Below are 19491 nucleotides of genomic sequence, written 5' to 3'. Positions count from 1 at the left end.
GGACATCATGAAACAAATTACCGCCGCCCTGCTAGTTGCTGTTGCCCTATCAGGTTGCAGTACTTTATCGCAAATGACTTCAGCGGTCATACCTGCCAAAACAGAAAACCCGCCTAAAGCCTTGAAAGACATCAAGACGACAGCAGCCGTGCGTACTGTATGGCAGGTCAGCACTGGCAGCGGGATAGGCAAAGACTACGTGCGCATCCATCCTAATGTCGATGAAAATGCCGTGCTGGTGGCAGGTGGGCGTTCAGCGAGCGCATGGAACAAAGTCAATGGCGGGCGTATCTGGCAAACCACTCTTGATAGCGATGTTACTGGCGGCGTCAACAGTGGTGAGGGTGGCGTTTTTCTCGGCACAGCCAATGGCCGTGCTATCGCCCTAGACCGTCAAACGGGTAAAGTACGCTGGTCATCCCCATTAGGCAGTGAAGTGCTTGCCGTTTCACCAGCAAAAAACGGTGTTGTGGTATTCCGTACCGGCAATGGTGGTTTGCACGGGTTATCTGCACAAGACGGGCAAATACTTTGGCAACAAGGACGCAAAAGCCCCACCTTATCGCTACGCGGTACCAGCACCCCAATTGTCGTCGGGGGTATGGTTATCGCTGGGTTTGATAACGGTGCAGTCACTGCTTTCGATATGCAAAGTGGCAAAGGCTTATGGGAAGTGACACTTTCTGTGCCACGCGGCAGCAGCGACCTTGATCGCATGACGGATGTAGACGGCGAAATGAAAGCACTTGGTGAAGCACTGTTTGCAGCCAGTTACAACGGGCGTATAGCTGGAATCAATATGCGTGATGGCAGTGTTGCATGGGCAGCGCCCTATTCCAGCTATACCGGCGTAGAGGCTGACCCCAATGGCCTTTACACCAGTAGCGATACAGGCGATGTGTGGAAACTAGAACCCCTCTCTGGCAATCCAGTATGGAAACTGGATGATTTACAACGTCGCCAACCCACCGCACCTGCGCTATTCGGTCAGTACCTTGTAATAGGTGATTACCAAGGCTATTTGCATTGGATCAACACTAGCAATGGTCAGATAGCCGCACGTACTCAAGGTGATAAAGCCGGTTACACTGTTGCCCCCGTAAAAGAGGGTAATGCCGTTTATAGTTTGGGTAAAAGCGGCTTACTATCGGCTTTCAGTATCCAATAAACGGATCCAAGCGGGATGGGCTGCCAGTGCTTGCAGCGCGTCCTGCAATAAGGTTTTGCCAGGCTCCATTCGAGGCCATGTAGATAAACCAGAAGGATGCGGCAGCGGCAGCAAATCTACTTCACGTCCCTCAATCAAGGTACGATGACACTTCCCCACCACCTCATCCAGCTTCTTGGCATCCATGAACTGGCTGATTGCTAGTTTTCCAATCAAAATAATCAGTTGTGGGCGCAATAGCCGAATTTCTGCCATTAACCAGCGTGAACAATTCGCTACCTCCTCACCCGAAGGTACACGGTCACCACCCTGCGGCTGTTTACCCGGAAAACAACGGCAAATGGCTGACACATGTATACACGCTGCCGAAACGTGTCTTCATCCAAACCGATGCCAGCAAACCATTTGAACAGGGTTTTACCGGCAGTCCACCCAAAGGGACGCATAACCTTGGCTTCATGGATGCCGGGTGCTTGCCCAATAGACATTACGGGTGATAATACTGGCTCACCCGTAATGACGGGGCGAATCATCTGGGGGCAAAGTGTACACTGTCGTAAGGCTTGTTGATGCTGCAACAAATCGACAGGAGGGGCAAACACTTGCACCATCACAGACAAACTTGAATCAAGTGGGCAATATCAGCATCCATCAACTCAATCGGGTTGGTTTTCATGCTCGAACCCCGTGAATGCGCAACAATTTTTGGAATATCAGCGGCGGTAACACCGAAATTTGTCAAACGCGGCAACTTCAGTTGTTGCACCCACGCCGTCAAGGTATGGATCAAGAATACTCGTGCACCGACGGGATCAACATGGCTACGTCCTCGCAAAAGCTTGCCGATAGCCGTGTATTTTGCCAACGCTGGATTCTCTGGTTCACGGGCTTCCATCAGGTCGATATTCAGACGGGTTGCTTCTAAAACCAACATGCCACAACCCACGCCGTGTCCGATAGCGTGAAAAGCACCTAAGGGGGCAACCACGCCATGCACTGAACCCAACCCGGTTTGTGCCAGACAAATACCCGACAACAGCGAAGCGTAAGCCATTTTGCTACGCGCCTCACTATCGGTCGGATCAGCATAGAAAGCCAGCAAGCTATCACGCACTGCTTCCATTCCTGATAACGCCAAGGCATCCGTTAGTGGGTTAGCGCGGATGGAAACGTAGGCTTCCATCAACTGGGTAAAAGCATCCATCCCATTGGCAGCAATTTGTGCAGGAGGACAGGTGACAAGCAAATCTGGGTCAATGATGGCGTATTCAGCCACCAGCTTATCGTCACGAAGCGATTTCTTAAAACCGTGTTCGCCCTGCACCGAAAGCACCGCATTTTTAGTCGCTTCTGACCCCGTGCCAGCCGTAGTCGGCACCGCAATGAAGGGAGTGGATGTGCCTTGATAAGGCAGTTCAAGACCAACACCTTCCAAATGATCCATGACAGAATTACCCGGCTTGAGCAATCCAGCGACAGCTTTAGCTGCATCCAAAGGGCTACCACCGCCAATACCGATCACCACTTCAAACTGCCCTGCGGTATATGCCACCAACGTGGCATCAACCCATTGCGGGGAAGGCTCTTGCGTCACTCGGCAGATTTCCCACGTAAACCCAGCGCGTTGTAAGTCATCAAATAAAGTAGCAGCAGCGGCAGAGTTTGTGAATGAATTAGCCCCAGTGATAATCAACAAACGCTTACCGTATTGGGCAGCAATGCTGGGCAATTTGCGGATAGCGCCAGCACCGAACTCAATTCGTGGCAGACGCGCAATCGAAAAAGGGAAAATATTCTGTAGCACCGGCATCAATGTCCTTGTATAGCTTACTTATGGCTATGCGCAACCAACGCGAGCTTTTGCGAATCAACAATCTGAAGTGCTTGATGTCTTTCAATCACCACCCCTTCCCGCTTCCATTGGGCAAATAATCGGCTGACTGTCTCAATGGTTAACCCCAACAACTGAGCAATATCCAAACGGGACAACACCAACGGCGTCCACTCGCCTACTGGAGTCGTGTTACACCATGCCAGCAAGAAAGAGGCCAATTTTTCCTGGGAACGTTTTGCTCCCAACTCCAGCAAACGCTCATCAGCATGTTGCAACTCTTTGATACAATGCATCATGATGAGACGTTCAACTTCTGCACGCGACTCACCCAATACACTCAATTGTTCCACAGGAACACGGCATACCGTTGCATACTTTAGCGGTACGGCACTGTGGTTATAACGAATATCCACAAAACCATCGAAGCCAAAAATTTCACCTGCCTTGACAATCCGAATAATCTGATCTTTACCGTTAGAAGTGGTTTTAAACAGCTTAACATAACCATCGTGCAAGATATAAAAATGCTGGGCACTCACACCCGCAGCGTAAATAGTTTCTGCTGCCATGTATTCTAACGTTTCACTGGCGACACTTTTTAAGGCATCACTGAACTTACCCCCTAACTCAGCAAAGAGCGCAAATTCATCTAAAGAGCATTTTTCCGCTTGCTTATTGCCGATCTGAGATTCCATGATTTCACATCCTAACAGTACTAGTTTTCAGTGTTAGTGATTGCCAGTACCTGCGCATTGTGATTTATCAATGTTTTCAGGAATATTAAAGGATTGAGGGGCTACATAATCGCAATCGGGTAAGAACCAAGAACACGCACAATCTCAGCATCTTGGCGCAAGTTTTCCAGTGCATTGTGAATGGCTTTATCGTGTTCATGCCCGCGTACATCCAGGAAGAAAAAGTATTCCCAATTGGTGGTACGTGAAGGACGCGACTCAATCCGAGTCATATCCACGCCATTTTCTGCCAGTGGCTTCAACAAGTGGTACAACGAACCGGGACGATTGCGCGTCGATACCAGCAACGACGTGCGGTCATTGCCACTCGCGCCCACCATCTGATCACCAATCACCAAAAAGCGTGTCGTGTTATTAGCATTGTCTTCAATACTATCTTGAACGATTTGCAAACCGTAAATCGGTGCAGCCTGACGACTACCCAATGCCGCCGCAGTATCATCGCTAGCAACCAAGCGTGCCGCTTCCGCATTGCTGCTGACCGGAATGCGTTCGACATGCGGTAAATGTTTATCCAGCCAATAACGGCATTGCGCCAACGATTGCGCGTGTGCATACACCTTTTGCACGCCTTGCCAGTTTTCATGGCGACACATCAAATTCTGGTGGATGCGCAAAGAAATTTCCCCGCAAATCCGCAAATTCGACTGCATAAACATATCCAACGTGTGCGTAATCACGCCTTCGGTGGAATTTTCAATCGGCACAACCCCGTAACGCACCCTGCCCGCCTCCACTTCGCGGAACACTTGCCCAATCGAATCCACTGGCAAGGTGCCAACATTCATCCCAAAATGCTTGAAGGTGGCTTCTTGGGTGAAGGTTCCCGCAGGCCCCAAATACGCAATGCGCATCGACTCTTCCAGCGCAAGGCAAGAGGCAATGATTTCGCGGAACAAGTGCGTCACTTGCTCATTGCGCAACGGGCCTGCATTCAACGACTGCATCCGCGTGAGGATTTGCGCCTCACGTTCCGGGCGGTAGAATTTCGCGTTCGGGTCTTCCGCCAATTTCGTGTGCGCGACTTCTTCGGCACAGCGGGCGCGTTCATTCAACAACGCCAGCATTTGGGTGTCGAGCGCATCAATACGTTCACGCAAGGCGGCAAGCCTTTCACTCATAATAACCTTACCTTCAAAACGCCGGGGATAGCCGCCAAGGCTACCCGTGTATCTTCATTCACCACCGAATCCACGTCCATCAGCGTGTAGGCCATATTGCCTTTGGAATCGTTCATCATGTGGGCGATATTCACGCCAGCCTGCCCCAGAACATGGGAAATTTTACCCAGCATATCCGGGTTATTCTGGTTTACCAACGCAATGCGAGCCAGCCCTGTGCGGCGCAATTTCACGTTCGGCAGATTGACGGAATTGCAGATATTACCGTTTTCGAGGTAATCACGCACCTGATCAGCCACCATGATGGCACAATTTTCCTCTGCTTCACGGGTGGAAGCGCCCAAGTGCGGCAAGGTAATCACACGCGAGTTGGTGCGCAGGGCATTGCTGGGGAAGTCACACACATAGGCGTAGACCTTGCCGCTTTCCAAGCCTGCCAATACTGCACGCTCATCCACAATACCGTCGCGGGCGAAATTGAGCAGCACTACGCCGTCTTTGAGCTTTTGCAGGCTGTCAGCATTGACCAGGTTACGGGTGCTGTCGATCAGCGGCACGTGGAAGGTGATGAAGTCGGACTGTGCCAGCAGCGTATCGAGATTCGGTGCGGCTTCCACGTCGGAATCGAGTTGCCAAGCACGTTCGATGGTAATGGTCGGGTCATAGCCGATCACGTTCATGCCTAAATGGCGGGCAGCATTGGCGATTTTCACGCCGATTGCACCTAAACCAATGACGCCTAATGTCCTGCCCGGTAGTTCAAAGCCGCCGAATTTTTTCTTGCCTGCTTCAACGGCAACACTCATTTCAGCGTCCGTGCCTTGCAAACCGCGCACAAAATCCATTGCTGGGGCAATGTTGCGGCATCCCATTAACATGCCAGCGAGTACCAGTTCTTTGACGGCGTTGGCATTGGCTCCGGGGGCATTGAATACCACCACGCCACGCTCAGACAATTTCTGTACGGGGACGTTATTCGTGCCAGAACCGGCACGCCCTACTGCTAATAAGTTGTCGGAAAAAGCGTAGTCGTGGAGTTTGAAAGAGCGGAGGAGGATGGCATCAGCATCAGCGGCATTGTCGGAAACGCTGTAACGCTCAGCGGGGAGGCGGTTCAAGCCTTTGGAGGAAATGGCGTTGAGGGTTTGAATCTTGTACATGGGGGAGCTTCCTGTGGTGGTGGATGGTCGGACTAAAGTCCGACCTACAGGCATGTACGTGTAGGTCGGGCTTCAGCCCGACATCTTGGTATCAAGAAATATTCTGTTACCCGTTCTTCTTCGCAAAGTCTTGCATAAAGCTGACCAGCGTATCGACGCCCGCTTCTGGCATGGCGTTGTAAATGCTGGCACGCATCCCGCCGACGGAACGATGGCCTTTCAAGGTGGTTAAACCCTGTTGCGCCGCTTCACTAAGGAACGCTTTGTCGAGATCAGCATTTGCCAACGTGAACGGGACATTCATCCACGAACGGCAATCCGCCGCCACAGGGCTATTGTAGAAACCGCCAGAGGCTTCAATCGCGGTGTAGAGCTTTTGCGCTTTACGTTCGTTGAGGGCAGCCATGCCTGCCAAGCCGCCTTGCTGCTTGATCCACTTGAACACCAAACCGGACAAATACCAGCTATAGGTGGCTGGCGTGTTGTACATGGATTCGTTATCCGCGTGGATTTTGTAATCAAACATGGTCGGCGTACCGGGCAAGGTTTCGCCAATCAAGTCATCACGCACAATGACGATAGTCAGACCCGCAGGACCAATGTTTTTCTGCGCACCGGCATAAATCAGGCCGAATTTGCTGACATCCAGCGGACGCGAGAGGATGGTGGACGACATATCCGCCACCAACGGCACATCACCTGTTTCAGGAATCCACGCAAATTCCACCCCACGGATAGTTTCGTTCGGTGTGTAGTGCAAATAAGCCGCATTGGCATCGCACGTCCACGACTCAAACGCCGGAACGCTGGTGTAATTGCCCGCTTTGGTAGAAGCAACCACATTAACATTGCCATAACGCTTGGCTTCCTTGATCGCCTTGGCTGACCAATCACCGGTATCCACGTAATCCGCCGTGCCTTTGCCGCGCAATAGGTTTTGCGGAATCATCGCGAACTGGCTGCTTGCGCCACCTTGCAAAAACAACACTTTATAGTTGGCCGGAATACCCATGATTTCGCGCAAATCCGCTTCGGCTTCGGCAGCGATGGACATGTATTCCTTGCCACGGTGACTCATTTCCATCACCGACATGCCACTCCCGTTCCAGTCCAGCATTTCGGCTTGGGCTTGTTCAAGGACAGATTGCGGCAACATGGCAGGGCCTGCGCTGAAATTGAATACTCTTTTCATAAGTGCTTATTCCTGATCGTCAGTTAAATCTGTAGTGTCATCTTCGTCGGCGGCATCGCTGGCATCGGTCAAAATCGGCGCAATTTGCACCAGTTTTTCCCCGTCGTTGAGGCGAATCAAGGTCACGCCCTGCGTATTACGCCCGACGATGGAAACGTCAGCAACGGGGGTGCGCACCAAGGTTCCGCCATCGGTGATGAGCATGATTTGGCAATCTTCGCGTACTTGCACCGCACCGACCGCATTACCGTTGCGGTCAGAGGTTTGGATCGCAATCACGCCTTGCCCGCCGCGCCCTTGCTGCGAGAATTCTTCGGCACGGGTGCGTTTGCCGTAACCGTTTTCAGTGGCAATCAGCAATTCGCCCTCACCCAAAATGATGAGCGCGTTGACTTCCTGCCCATCATCCATGCGAATGCCACGCACGCCTGCCGCAGCACGCCCCATTGCCCGCACGTCGGATTCGTGGAAACGAATCGCTTTGCCGGAAGTGCTGAACAACATGACTTCGTTATCGCCGTTGGTAACAGCCACGTCGACCAACTTATCGCCGTCACGCAAATCGACCGCGATAATGCCCGCAGCACGTGGGCGCGAGAAATCAGTCAGCGGGGTTTTCTTGACCGTACCTTCGGAGGTTGCCATGAAGATGTATTTGTCTTCGGCGTATTCGCGAATAGGCAGCACTGCGTTGATGCGTTCGCCCTCTTCCAGCGGCAGCAAGTTGACCATTGGCTTGCCGCGTGCGCCGCGTCCGCCCATTGGCAACTGGTAAACTTTCAGCCAATACATGCGCCCACGGCTGGAGAAGCACAGCAAGGTGTCGTGCATACTGGCGACGAACAGCTTTTCGATGAAATCTTCGTCTTTCATCGCCGTTGCTGCTTTACCACGTCCGCCGCGTTTTTGCGCACGGTAAGTGTCCAGCGTTTGCGCTTTGGCGTAACCGGCGTGTGAGAACGTGACCATGACTTCTTCGTCAGCAATCAGGTCTTCCATGCACAGGTCTTCACCGACCACGTTGATTTCGGTGCGCCGCTCATCGCCATAGGTATCACGTACCAGCAACAATTCGTCGCGGATCACTTGCAGCAAACGGTCAGGGTTAGCGAGGATCTCCAGCAAATCGGCAATTTTTTCCAATAATTCGCGGTATTCGGCAAGGATTTTGTCTTTTTCCAAGCCCGTTAAACGGTGGAGACGTAAATCCAGAATCGCCTGTGCCTGCACTTCAGACAGCCAATAACCGTCAGGGCGCAAACCGTATTGTTCCGGCAAATCGTCAGGGCGGCAGGTATCCGCACCCGCACGACTGAGCATGTCGCTGACAATGCCCGCATTCCAAGCACGCGCAATCAAACCGAGCTTAGCGTCGGCAGGGCTAGGCGCGGATTTAATCAGCGCGATGATGTCGTCAATATTGGAAAGCGCCACCGCCAAACCTTCGAGGATATGGGCACGTTCCCGCGCTTTACGCACTTCAAAAATCGTGCGGCGGGTAACGATTTCGCGACGGTGGCGCAAGAAAGCTTCCAGCACATCTTTGAGGTTCAGCAAACGCGGCTGCCCATCCAGCAACGCCACCATATTGATGCCAAACACGCTCTGCATCTGGGTTTGCTTGTAGAGGTTATTCAGAATCACATCGCCGGATTCGCCGCGCTTGAGTTCGATCACCATGCGCATCCCGTCTTTGTCGGATTCGTCGCGCAATTCGGAAATGCCTTCGAGCTTTTTCTCTTTGACCAGTTCGGCGATTTTTTCCAGCAATCGGGCTTTATTCACCTGATACGGCAATTCATGGACAATAATGGTTTCGCGACTGGTGCGCTCATCCAGTTCAACCGTCGCTCGCGCCCGCACGTAAATGCGCCCTTTGCCGGTGTGATAGGCATCCCGAATCCCGCGTGCGCCGTTGATAATGCCCGCTGTGGGGAAGTCCGGCCCCGGCAGGTATTCCATCAAATCACTGATGGTCAACTCTGGATTGCTTAATAACGCGAGGCAGGCGTTAACCGTTTCGGTCAAGTTATGCGGCGGAATATTCGTCGCCATCCCGACCGCGATACCGGATGAACCGTTGATCAGCAGGTTGGGCAAGCGCGTGGGGAAAACGCTGGGTTCTTTTTCATTGCCATCGTAGTTGGGGACAAAATCGACAGTTTCTTTGTCGATGTCCATTTGCAACTCGTGCGCCAGCTTAGACATACGCACTTCGGTATAACGCATCGCGGCGGGGGAATCGCCGTCCACGGAACCAAAGTTACCTTGCCCATCCACCAGCATATAGCGCAATGAAAACGGTTGTGCCATCCGCACCATCGTGTCATAAACGGCAGTATCGCCGTGGGGGTGGTATTTACCGATGACATCACCGACGACGCGGGCGGATTTTTTGTAGGGCTTGTTCCATTCGTTGCCGAGTTCGCTCATCGCAAACAACACGCGGCGGTGGACGGGCTTCAAACCATCCCGCACATCCGGTAACGCACGTCCAACAATGACACTCATTGCGTAGTCCAAATAGGACTGGCGCATTTCATCTTCGAGATTAACCGGGATAATTTCCTTGGCAAATGTGGCCATATTCTTGTTCGATCACCTAAATCATGAAGAGCGGGATTGTATCAGAAAATGCAAGGATGTGCGCATTTGCGTGAGCCTAGGCATATCAATGTTGAGCCTGATAGTTTCAGGATGTTGATCTATTTCAAGCAAGCCACTAACGCTTAGTGATAAGCTTTCTGTATTGTCAATACTCTTAGCTTAATTGATCAGCAATAGCTGTCGGAACATTTATGAAAACTCAACTCATCGCCCTCAGTTTTGTACTGGTAGCCTTCTGCACGGCCTGTAATGACAACGTTGTTAGCAAAGAAGCCTTAGGTGAGAAGCTATTTTTCGATACCAATCTTTCCTCACCAGCAGGACAAGCCTGTGCCAGTTGCCACGACCCTGCGCACGGGTTCGCTGACCCTGATACACAATTTCCGACATCCGAAGGTGCTAATGCAGGCATCTTTGATAAACGCCACACACCAAGCTCGGCGTACTCCCTCTACAGTCCCGAATTTCACTTTGATACCAGCTTAGGCGAATATATTGGGGGGCAGTTTAGTGACGGACGCGCCAAAAACCTAGCCATACAAGCGCAGAATCCTTTTCTTGATCCGCTCGAAATGGCGAACCCCAATCCAGCCAGCGTGGTGACGAAAGTTAAAAATTCCTCTTATGCCAATAAGGTGACACAAATTTACGGGGCTGAGGTTTTCGATGACGTTGTTACCGCCTACACCAGCATTGCCGATGCATTGGCAGCTTTTGAGCGCACGGCTTTATTTCATCCATTCGATTCAAAATTCGACCATTATTTGGCAGGCAAAATCTCGCTCACGGCACAAGAAGCCTATGGCTTGCAACTGTTTAACGACTCCAGCAAAGGTAATTGTGCGGCCTGCCATAGCACTGTCGCCAACAATGGTACAAATCCACTCTTCACGAACTTTCGGTATGCCAACATAGGTTTGCCTGCCAACCCAGCCATTCCCGTCCCACCAGATCAAGATTCGATGCGCATCAGCGATGATGGCCTCGGTGGCCTACCTGATATGCCTAGCAGCGAGCTAGGAAAATTTAAAGTACCAACCTTACGCAATATTGCTAAAACCGCACCCTACGGGCACAACGGTGTGATTCAGGACTTACGGGAGATGGTCGACTTCCATAACACACGAGACGTGGTTGTAGGCCGCTGGGCATTGCCTGAAGTACTTGAAAATCTTGATCCTCGCGTTGGCAATCTGGGGTTAACGGATAGCGAAGTTGATGCCATTGTTGCGTTTCTGATCACGCTAAATGATGGTTACACCTTGCCGACGTCATCACCATAAACACTACAAAACCCGCTCTACATCCGCCTCTGTAATCGGAAACGCCAAGGTCGTTAATGGAAAACGTTCGGTCAATCGTACCAACTGGTGCGCCTGCTCTTTGTCGTAAAACACAATGACACGGGTATTCGACCAACGCTGCACCACCGCCATCATGGATTCGAGACTGCTGGTACGATCACGAAAATCTGACTGGAAGTTAAATTCTGCCACAATCACAGCGGGGGTATTTTTCTTCAAAAACTGCAACACCTTGCGCATACTGGTTTCTCGCGTCACGCTATACCCCATGCGTTGATACAATGGGGTAAAATCTGGGTAGCCACCCTGCTCCACCACACTCAGCAGCAATTTTTCGTTTATTGGCATTCTCGTCTCTCTTGTTTCACAATAAGCGTCAGTAACGGAGGTGAATCATGCCACAATACGAAAGCTTTTATCGCGGCGATACGTTCGGCTCTGAAGCACGTACTCTACCCGCCTTACACTACAATGCCATGCGTCTCTTGCTGGACTTCAGCGGCAAATCGTGTGTTTTCGTCCCCGTGCGCACGATGCAGTACATGGCGGTCATTGATCGCGAGGAAGTGATTTTTGTGCCATCCCACCACAAGGTGGAAATCGAGTTTGCATGGCGGTATTTCCAACCACAAGTACGCGAATCCCTGACTGATCCCGTGCCCTATACTTTCGAGTATTACAAGCCCGAAGCGTTAGCAGCAATGAAACGAGCGCAGAGTGAGTTTTTCCAGCATGTGCAATTGTTAGCGGGGAAGTTGCGGCAACAGGAAAAACCTGTCGCAGAAACCCGTAAGGTGCTCACTTTCCCTTCGCGTTCTTAATAAAACGCGGGGCTTCTGCCATCACAAACTGCTTAAACTCGCGTGCAATGGGCGACAAGCGTTTGCCCTTACGCATTACGACATGCCAATGGCGATGAATCGGGAAATTTTCCACCTGCAAAATCACCAACCGCCCGCTATCCAGTTCCGGCTGAATCGTGTGCATTGACACAATCCCCAGCCCCAAACCCGCCTCTACCGCGTGTTTGATGGTTTCATTACTGCGCATTTCCAACGAATTTTTGCAACTGGCGTTGTATTTATGCAAATGCCGTTCGATCGCACTGCGTGTCCCCGACCCTTTTTCTCGCACAATAAAGCGTTCCGCCAACACATCACTCAGCAACAGCGGGCGACCAATGCTTACCAGCGGATGCGTCGGCGCAGCAATCACCACCAGCGGATTTTCCATCAAACGTTCCGATTGCAAGCCGTGACCTTTTGGCGGTTCACCCATGATCACCATGTCCGGCTCGTGGTTTTCCAACTGATCCAGCAAGGTATGGCGGTTGGTCACATCCAGCGTGATATTGATGCCTTCGTGTTGTTGTGAAAACTCCGCCAGCAATTGCGTGACGAAATAATTAGCCGTGGTCGCCACGGATACAACGAGGTGTCCACCTTTAGTGCCCTTGAGTTCCTTCATTACCCCCAGCATGTCGTTGTGGGCTTGCAATACGCGGCTGGCGTAGTGTTGCACTTCCTTACCAATCGGGGTTAAGCACATCTTTTTGCCTTGGCGTTCAAACAGTGCCAGCCCACTATCGTCTTCCAACTGTTTGATTTGCATGGAAACCGCAGGCTGGGTCATGAACAGCTTTTCCGCCGCACGGGTATAACTTTCGTATTGTGCCACCGCTTCAAAAATGCGGATTTGGCTTAATGAGTACGGCATTGTGTTCCTCCTAAAAACATCAGCATTGCTTATATTTACACGTTTCATTATTGAGTTTCAATTATACCTACTGTTTGGTATAATTCTCCCCATCAGCAGGCAGTGCTTGTTGTTTAGGCAAAAACACTTTTTTCTTATAACCTCGTTGGAGGCACTTCATGGCAGTTAAGAATTACAGCGCGGGCGTGAAAGAATACCGCGAAACCTACTGGATGCCGGATTACACCCCGAAAGATACCGACATCCTGGCTTGCTTCAAAGTTACACCACAGGCAGGTGTTCCACGTGAAGAAGTCGCCGCAGCGGTAGCCGCAGAATCTTCCACCGGTACATGGACTACCGTTTGGACTGACCTGTTGACCGATCTGGACTACTACAAAGGCCGCGCTTACGCTATCGAAGACGTACCTGGCGATGATACTTGTTTCTACGCATTCGTCGCATACCCAATCGACTTGTTTGAAGAAGGTTCCGTTGTTAACGTCATGACCTCTTTGGTTGGTAACGTATTCGGTTTCAAAGCCTTGCGTGCACTACGTCTGGAAGACATCCGCTTCCCTGTCGCTTACGTCATGACGTGCAACGGTCCACCACAAGGTATCCAAGTTGAACGTGACATCCTCAACAAATACGGTCGTCCGATGTTGGGCTGCACCATCAAGCCTAAACTGGGTCTGTCTGCTAAAAACTACGGTCGTGCGTGCTACGAAGGTCTGCGCGGCGGCCTGGACTTCACCAAAGACGACGAAAACGTTAACAGCCAGCCATTCATGCGTTGGAGGCACCGTTTTGACTTCGTAATGGAAGCGATTCACAAAGCGGAAGCCGAAACCGGCGAACGCAAAGGTCACTACCTGAACGTGACTGCACCGACTGCTGACGAAATGATGCGCCGTGCAGAGTATGCAAAAGAAATCGGTGCGCCGATCATCATGCACGACTACATCACCGGCGGTTGGGCAGCCAACACCCAATTGGCGCAATGGTGCCAAAATAACGGCATGTTGCTGCACATTCACCGCGCCATGCACGCGGTACTCGACCGCAACCCGCACCACGGTATCCACTTCCGCGTGCTGACCAAGATCCTGCGTCTGTCCGGCGGCGACCACCTGCACTCCGGTACCGTTGTTGGTAAGTTGGAAGGCGACCGCGAAGCGACCTTGGGCTGGATCGACATCATGCGTGACAGCTACATCAAAGAAGACCGTTCACGCGGTATCTTCTTCGATCAAGACTGGGGTTCAATGCCTGGCGTATTGCCGGTCGCATCCGGTGGTATCCACGTTTGGCACATGCCAGCACTGGTTAACATCTTCGGTGATGATTCCGTACTGCAATTCGGTGGCGGTACATTAGGTCACCCATGGGGTAACGCCGCGGGCGCTGCTGCTAACCGTGTCGCGGTTGAAGCTTGCGTTGAAGCACGTAACATGGGGCGCGAAATTGAGAAAGAAGGTAAAGACATTCTGGTTAATGCCGCGAAGTCCAGCCCTGAACTGAAGATCGCGATGGAAACTTGGAAAGAAATCAAGTTTGAGTTTGACACCGTTGACAAACTCGACGTTGCTCACAAGTAATTGATTCTTTAACCTAATTTTGGAGTACATCACATGAGTGATATGCAAGACTACAAATCAAGCTTGAGCAATGCCGAGAGCCGCAAGTTTGAAACTTTCTCTTACCTGCCAGCGATGAATGCGGATCAAACGCGCAAGCAAATCCAATACATCGTCAACAAAGGTTGGAACCCGTCCATCGAACACACTGAACCAGAAAATGCCTCCGGCAGCTACTGGTACATGTGGAAACTGCCGATGTTCGGCGAAACCAACGTTGACACTATCTTGGCAGAACTTGAAAACTGCCATGCAGCCCACCCGAACAACCATGTGCGTTTGCTGGGTCTGGACAACTACGCACAATGTGCGGGTGCTTCGATGGTTATCTATCGCGGTAAAACTGTCTAATTGATTAGGTGACAGTGTGTGGGGGTGTATACAATACCCCCACATTAATCGCTAGAGGAGTACCGTTTCATGGCTACAAAACCCGACCGTTACATTGGCATCGACAATGACATCAACGGTGGCATGACCACTATTGGTAAGATTATCCGCGATGCGTGGGTCTTTGGTCTGATTCCCGAAACGGAAACTTGTCAAAATTGGAACCTAGCCGGGATTGACGCTTTGCTGCAAAAGGTTAATGCCGAGTGGGACAAATACGGCTGTTTAGTCAGCCGCCTTCCCCCTGAGCTGGCAGCACGCCACCAACTCATTCATGATGCCGCCATCGCCAAAGCACGCGCGGCAGGCTGGTCGGGTGAACACGAAACCGACTACGAAGATTAAAAACTTCACAGAATTTCAAGAGGATTAGCCATGTCTGCATCCGTTGACCCAAACCAATACACCGTTAAACACGAACCTTATTACGAAGCAGTTGGCGACGAAATTGCACTTTATGAAGCTGCTTACAGCGCACGGATGCCGATGATGCTCAAAGGCCCGACGGGTTGCGGCAAATCGCGGTTCGTCGAACACATGGCATGGCGATTGAAGCGTCCACTGATTACCGTGGCATGTAACGAAGACATGACGGCCTCCGACCTCGTGGGACGTTTTTTGCTCGACAAAGACGGCACGAAATGGCAAGACGGCCCTTTAGCAACTGCGGCACGAATGGGCGCAATTTGCTATTTGGATGAAATCGTGGAAGCCCGCCAAGATACCACAGTCGTCATCCACCCACTAACCGACCACCGCCGCACCTTACCGCTGGACAAAAAAGGTGAGTTGATTGAAGCCCACCCTGATTTTCAGTTGGTCATTTCCTACAACCCCGGCTACCAAAGCTTGATGAAGGACTTGAAGCAATCCACCAAGCAACGGTTTGGGGCATTGGATTTTGACTACCCGCGTGAAGCGATTGAGATCGCCATCGTTTCCAAAGAATCCGGCGTGGATGAAAAGACGGCGGCAAAACTGGTTCAGATTGCCCACCGTGCGCGTAACCTCAAAGGTCACGGGCTGGATGAAGGTATTTCCACCCGCTTATTGGTTTACGCAGGACAATTGATCAACAAAGGGGTTACACCGTTGGCGGCGTGTTCAATGACAATGGTGACACCGTTGACCGACGACCCTGATATGCGGGATACATTGAACGCAGCGGTACAAACGTTCTTTGGGTAAACCAAACGGTAGGCAACTATGGCAATCCATCTTGAAGAATATCGGGAGTTCCTCGAAAAAATAACGCCACGGGTGCGTGATGTCCTCGATGGTTCCTACCAAGAAGCCACGCGGGTGATGTCACCAGCCGGATTGCTGGATTATCTGGACGGTGCAAAAGCCATTCAGAAACTTGGTCGCGGTGAAGACCTGCTCATTACCTATTTGCAGGAAATGCCGCTGGTTGCCAAAGAATGCGGCGAAGACATTACCCCTGATGTGGTCACATCCGCGATGAAACTGTCGTCGATGGTATCGGGCGAAGTGATTACGCTGATGCTGTCCAGTCTGCCTACTGCCTCGCGGCATTTGGGCGATGCGGAATTGGTGCGCGGCTATCTGACGTTTATTCACCAGTTTGCATCGACCGCCGCACGCGGCTTGCGTCCGATGCTGAATCACATGGATGAATTGCTTTCCAAACTCACGTTGAGCGGCTTGCGGCGTTGGGCGAATTTTGGGGCGCAAGCCTACCGGCGTGATTTCAATAATTTAACCAAATATTTTGATCTGGAATCGGCGGATAGCCGCGCTACTTTGCAGAAAGAACGGCGCGGGGTACTGTTCGTTAAAACCCAGCGCAAACTGAATTTCTACCTGAGGGCGTTGTGGGCGCGTGACTTTTTCCTGCGTCCGACGGGTGCGGATTACACCGATTTCCGCCCCTACATCGAACACCGTATTTTTCACATGCCGGATGCGGTGGATGATCTGGGCGATATTCCGGGACTGGAATTGTACCGTGCTACCGCCGCGCACATGGCTGCGCACTTGATGTATACCCGCAAGGCACTGTCGGCGGAACAGCTTAGCCCGGCGCAATTGTTTTTCATTGGCTTTATGGAAGATGCGCGGGTCGAATACAAAGCCACGCAAGCGTTTCCAGGGCTGAAAACCTTGTGGAGTCGGCTGCTGACCGCGAATTATGACGGTGCGGTGGAACACCCGACCATGCGTTTGCTGGAAAACATCGCGCTGATGTTGCTGGATGAGCAGGTCACGGGTAAGGGTGATGAGGCGATTAGTGCGTTCGTGGCGAAATTCCACGCCAATATTGCGGAAAAACAGGATGACGGGCAGTTCTCATGGCTGATGGGCGTGGAGCTTTACAATCTGTTTGCGGGGCGGCGGGAAGTGCCGAGTTTGCGGATTCTGGAGCGCATTCGCATTCCTTACCGCGATGACAACCGTTATGTCTGGACAATGGAAGAAATGACGTGGGATGTTGGGTTTGAATACGTCCCCGCCAGCCAGCGGCAGGTGCGCCGTCAGGTCAGTGTGATGGAAATGGCTAACGAGGTCGATTGCGAACTGGCGGGTGATGATGCGCAGGAAATCTGGACGTGTTCCACCGAGATGTACCCTTACGAGGACGATCTGGAAAACACCCGAAGTTTCAATCAGATGTGGGGCAAAGAGCCGGTTTCCGAACCGTTTCACTACCACGAATGGGATTACCACATCCAGTTGCACCGCCCGGATTGGGTGACGGTGTACGAACGCCGCCAGCAACGCGGTGATCCTGATGATATTCGCGCCATCATCGACGCTTACCGCCCGGTGGCGCATCGCATTAAGCAGATTATCGACTTGCTGACGCCTGATGGGGTGCAACGCCAACGCGGGCTGGAAGATGGCGATGAAATCGACATTAATGCGGCGGTGGATGCGATGATTTCGATTCGCATGGGCGAACAGCCGAACCCGCGTATTACCATGCGTAATGTGATTAAAAACCGTGACTTGGCGGTGGTGGTGTTGCTGGATTTGTCGCAATCGACCAATGAGGCGATGAAGGGTTCAGACAAAACGGTGCTGCAATTGACCCGTGAAGCCTCGACGCTGGTGGCGACGGCGATTGAGGGGATTGGCGATCCGTATGCGATTCACGGTTTTGCGTCGGATGGGCGGCATGATGTGCAGTATTTCCGCTTGAAGGATTTTAATCAGCATTTTGATGATGAAGCAAAATCGCGGTTGGCGGGGATGAAAGGTGGGCTTTCCACCCGCATGGGGGCAGCGTTGCGCCATTCTGCCTACCATTTACACAAGCAACCGGAACGCCGCAAGCTGATTTTGTTGGTGACGGATGGTGAACCGGCGGATATTGACGAGCGCGACCCGCAGCATTTGCGCTTTGATGCGAAAAAGGCGGTGGAAGAGCTGTATAGCCAAGGCGTGCAGACGTATTGTTTGACGCTTGACCCGCACGCCGATGATTATGTGAAACGTATTTTTGGGCAGAATAATTACACGGTGATTGACCATGTGGATCGGTTGCCGGAGCAATTGCCGGTGTTGTTTGCGAGTTTGACGAAGTAAAAGTGGGCGCAATATTGCGATGATGCTGTTGCTGGATTTTGCTAAAGAGGTGAATTCAAGTAATAAGTGCATAACCCACCAACTTTTCGGCCTCTATGCCGGATAGTTCTCGGAACACCTCGTAAGGTGTCTTGAATCCCAGACACTTCCTTGGTCTGTTGTTGAGTTTATGTACAGCCTCCAGTACCTGTCGGGTGGTCACGTCCAATAGCCCCATTGCCTTGGGGAAGTATTGGCGTAACAGCCCATTGGCGTTCTCATTTTGCCCACGCTCCCACGAATGGTAGGGCTTGGCGAAATACGTTTCGCACCCAATGGCTTGGGCAACTTGCTCATGTTTGGCAAACTCTTTGCCGTTGTCGAAGGTGAGCGTGTGTACCCAATCCTTGAAGCCGTCCAGCAAGGTGATAATGCTGCTGGTTACGGCTTCTGCGGTCTTGTTTGCCACTGGAAAAGCTAGGCGTAGCTTGGATTTGCGTTCATCCAGTGTCACCAGTGCGCCTTGGTGTCCCTTGCCGATCATGGTGTCGGCTTCCCAGTCACCGAGCCGTTCACGCTGGTTGGCTACCGCTGGGCGTTCGTCAATGTCCACTCGGTTGGGGATGCCTTTGACGCTGCCCGTTTTACTGCCGTAACGCTGGCGGTATTTCTTCGTATGGCGGCGCAGGTTCAGGTACAGCTTGCCGCCCGCACGCTTGTCCCTGAGTACATGCTGGTAGATGGCTTCATGGCAAATAGTCGTTTTGCCTTCCGCTTTCAGTCGACCGCTGATCTGCTCAGGACTCCATTGCTGTTCCAGCAGCGTATCAATGCTGACCGCCAGTTCCGGGGTCAACTTGACCGCTTTGGGCTTGTCCGCATGGCGTTGTTGCGCTTTGGCGTGCGCTTGCTTGTGCCGATAGCCGCGTTGCCCTCGGTTGCGGGTCAGTTCACGACTGATCGTCGATTGACTGCGCCCCAAGGTTAACGCGATTGTTGCCGTCGATTCCTTCATCTTGTGCCGGGTTTCGATATAATGCCTCTCCTCAGAGGTAAGGTGTGTGTAAGCCATGAAGCTCTCCTGTCAGTGGTTTTTC

General features: G+C 51.9%; 19 protein-coding genes. 8 read left to right on the top strand and 11 right to left on the bottom strand.

The window, feature by feature from the left end; translation table 11 throughout:
• Nucleotides 1–7: 7 nt before the first annotated feature.
• On the top strand, nucleotides 8–1168 hold the full coding sequence (gene bamB, locus QJT81_08260) for an outer membrane protein assembly factor BamB (GenBank protein WGZ95960.1): 1161 nt from the start codon (nucleotides 8–10) through the stop codon (nucleotides 1166–1168).
• On the opposite strand, the gene QJT81_08255 is transcribed toward bamB, so the two are convergent.
• The 8 genes from QJT81_08255 to gyrA all read right to left on the bottom strand — a co-directional run bounded on the left by QJT81_08255 (nucleotide 1145) and on the right by gyrA (nucleotide 9816).
• Nucleotides 1145–1519 carry a uracil-DNA glycosylase family protein gene (locus QJT81_08255; protein ID WGZ95959.1) on the bottom strand — a complete coding sequence of 125 codons (375 nt, stop codon included), beginning with the start codon at nucleotides 1517–1519 and terminating at the stop codon, nucleotides 1145–1147. The two genes, bamB and QJT81_08255, sit on opposite strands and share 24 nt — an antisense overlap.
• Nucleotides 1444–1614, bottom strand: coding sequence for a hypothetical protein (locus QJT81_08250; GenBank protein ID WGZ96461.1), 171 nt, complete (start codon nucleotides 1612–1614; stop codon nucleotides 1444–1446). Before QJT81_08250 ends, QJT81_08255 begins: the two co-directional genes overlap by 76 nt.
• A 164-nt stretch (nucleotides 1615–1778) precedes the next feature.
• Nucleotides 1779–2978: an iron-containing alcohol dehydrogenase gene (locus QJT81_08245; GenBank protein WGZ95958.1), complete on the bottom strand. Its 1200-nt coding sequence runs from the start codon at nucleotides 2976–2978 to the stop codon at nucleotides 1779–1781.
• A 17-nt stretch (nucleotides 2979–2995) separates the two neighbouring features.
• On the bottom strand, nucleotides 2996–3697 hold the full coding sequence (locus tag QJT81_08240; GenBank protein ID WGZ95957.1) for a Crp/Fnr family transcriptional regulator: 702 nt from the start codon (nucleotides 3695–3697) through the stop codon (nucleotides 2996–2998).
• Between the two features lie 101 nt (nucleotides 3698–3798).
• On the bottom strand, nucleotides 3799–4878 hold the full coding sequence (gene pheA, locus QJT81_08235; protein WGZ95956.1) for a prephenate dehydratase: 1080 nt from the start codon (nucleotides 4876–4878) through the stop codon (nucleotides 3799–3801).
• Entirely contained in the window at nucleotides 4875–6038 is a 1164-nt protein-coding gene (locus QJT81_08230) for a phosphoglycerate dehydrogenase (protein WGZ95955.1), read from the bottom strand. Before QJT81_08230 ends, pheA begins: the two co-directional genes overlap by 4 nt.
• 106 nt (nucleotides 6039–6144) lie before the next feature.
• Entirely contained in the window at nucleotides 6145–7230 is a 1086-nt protein-coding gene (serC, locus tag QJT81_08225; GenBank protein WGZ95954.1) for a 3-phosphoserine/phosphohydroxythreonine transaminase, read from the bottom strand.
• A gap of 6 nt (nucleotides 7231–7236) precedes the next feature.
• Nucleotides 7237–9816 (bottom strand): DNA gyrase subunit A, encoded by a 2580-nt coding sequence (gene gyrA / locus QJT81_08220; GenBank protein WGZ95953.1) that lies wholly within the window; start codon nucleotides 9814–9816, stop codon nucleotides 7237–7239.
• 212 nt (nucleotides 9817–10028) lie between these two features.
• Here gyrA and QJT81_08215 point away from each other — a divergent pair, with 212 nt between their 5' ends.
• A complete protein-coding gene (locus QJT81_08215) occupies nucleotides 10029–11120 on the top strand; it encodes a cytochrome c peroxidase (GenBank protein WGZ95952.1) in 1092 nt (363 codons plus the stop codon).
• Nucleotides 11121–11123: 3 nt separating this feature from the next.
• On the opposite strand, the gene QJT81_08210 is transcribed toward QJT81_08215, so the two are convergent.
• On the bottom strand, nucleotides 11124–11489 hold the full coding sequence (locus tag QJT81_08210; GenBank protein ID WGZ95951.1) for a hypothetical protein: 366 nt from the start codon (nucleotides 11487–11489) through the stop codon (nucleotides 11124–11126).
• Nucleotides 11490–11536: 47 nt separating this feature from the next.
• Here QJT81_08210 and QJT81_08205 point away from each other — a divergent pair, with 47 nt between their 5' ends.
• Entirely contained in the window at nucleotides 11537–11962 is a 426-nt protein-coding gene (locus tag QJT81_08205; GenBank protein ID WGZ95950.1) for a hypothetical protein, read from the top strand.
• On the opposite strand, the gene QJT81_08200 is transcribed toward QJT81_08205, so the two are convergent.
• The gene (locus QJT81_08200) at nucleotides 11940–12857 is read right to left on the bottom strand and encodes a LysR family transcriptional regulator (GenBank protein WGZ95949.1); all 918 of its coding nucleotides are present in this window, start codon (nucleotides 12855–12857) and stop codon (nucleotides 11940–11942) included. The two genes, QJT81_08205 and QJT81_08200, sit on opposite strands and share 23 nt — an antisense overlap.
• Nucleotides 12858–13015: 158 nt before the next feature.
• Here QJT81_08200 and QJT81_08195 point away from each other — a divergent pair, with 158 nt between their 5' ends.
• The 5 genes from QJT81_08195 to QJT81_08175 all read left to right on the top strand — a co-directional run bounded on the left by QJT81_08195 (nucleotide 13016) and on the right by QJT81_08175 (nucleotide 18415).
• Nucleotides 13016–14437 (top strand): form I ribulose bisphosphate carboxylase large subunit, encoded by a 1422-nt coding sequence (locus QJT81_08195; GenBank protein WGZ95948.1) that lies wholly within the window; start codon nucleotides 13016–13018, stop codon nucleotides 14435–14437.
• 33 nt (nucleotides 14438–14470) lie between these two features.
• Nucleotides 14471–14827: a ribulose bisphosphate carboxylase small subunit gene (locus QJT81_08190; GenBank protein WGZ95947.1), complete on the top strand. Its 357-nt coding sequence runs from the start codon at nucleotides 14471–14473 to the stop codon at nucleotides 14825–14827.
• A 69-nt stretch (nucleotides 14828–14896) separates the two neighbouring features.
• A complete protein-coding gene (locus QJT81_08185; GenBank protein ID WGZ95946.1) occupies nucleotides 14897–15211 on the top strand; it encodes a hypothetical protein in 315 nt (104 codons plus the stop codon).
• Nucleotides 15212–15241: 30 nt separating this feature from the next.
• On the top strand, nucleotides 15242–16054 hold the full coding sequence (locus tag QJT81_08180) for a CbbQ/NirQ/NorQ/GpvN family protein (GenBank protein WGZ95945.1): 813 nt from the start codon (nucleotides 15242–15244) through the stop codon (nucleotides 16052–16054).
• 18 nt (nucleotides 16055–16072) lie between these two features.
• Nucleotides 16073–18415 (top strand): nitric oxide reductase activation protein NorD, encoded by a 2343-nt coding sequence (locus QJT81_08175; protein WGZ95944.1) that lies wholly within the window; start codon nucleotides 16073–16075, stop codon nucleotides 18413–18415.
• 55 nt (nucleotides 18416–18470) lie between these two features.
• Here QJT81_08175 and QJT81_08170 read toward each other — a convergent pair whose 3' ends face one another.
• On the bottom strand, nucleotides 18471–19466 hold the full coding sequence (locus QJT81_08170; protein WGZ95943.1) for an IS30 family transposase: 996 nt from the start codon (nucleotides 19464–19466) through the stop codon (nucleotides 18471–18473).
• Between the last annotated feature and the right edge of the window lie 25 nt (nucleotides 19467–19491).

Source organism: Candidatus Thiothrix putei (genome assembly GCA_029972225.1).
Taxonomy (GTDB): Bacteria; Pseudomonadota; Gammaproteobacteria; order Thiotrichales; family Thiotrichaceae; genus Thiothrix; species Thiothrix putei.
Note: the sequence above shows the minus strand (reverse complement) of the source record. Positions and strands in the feature narration are given on the sequence as shown.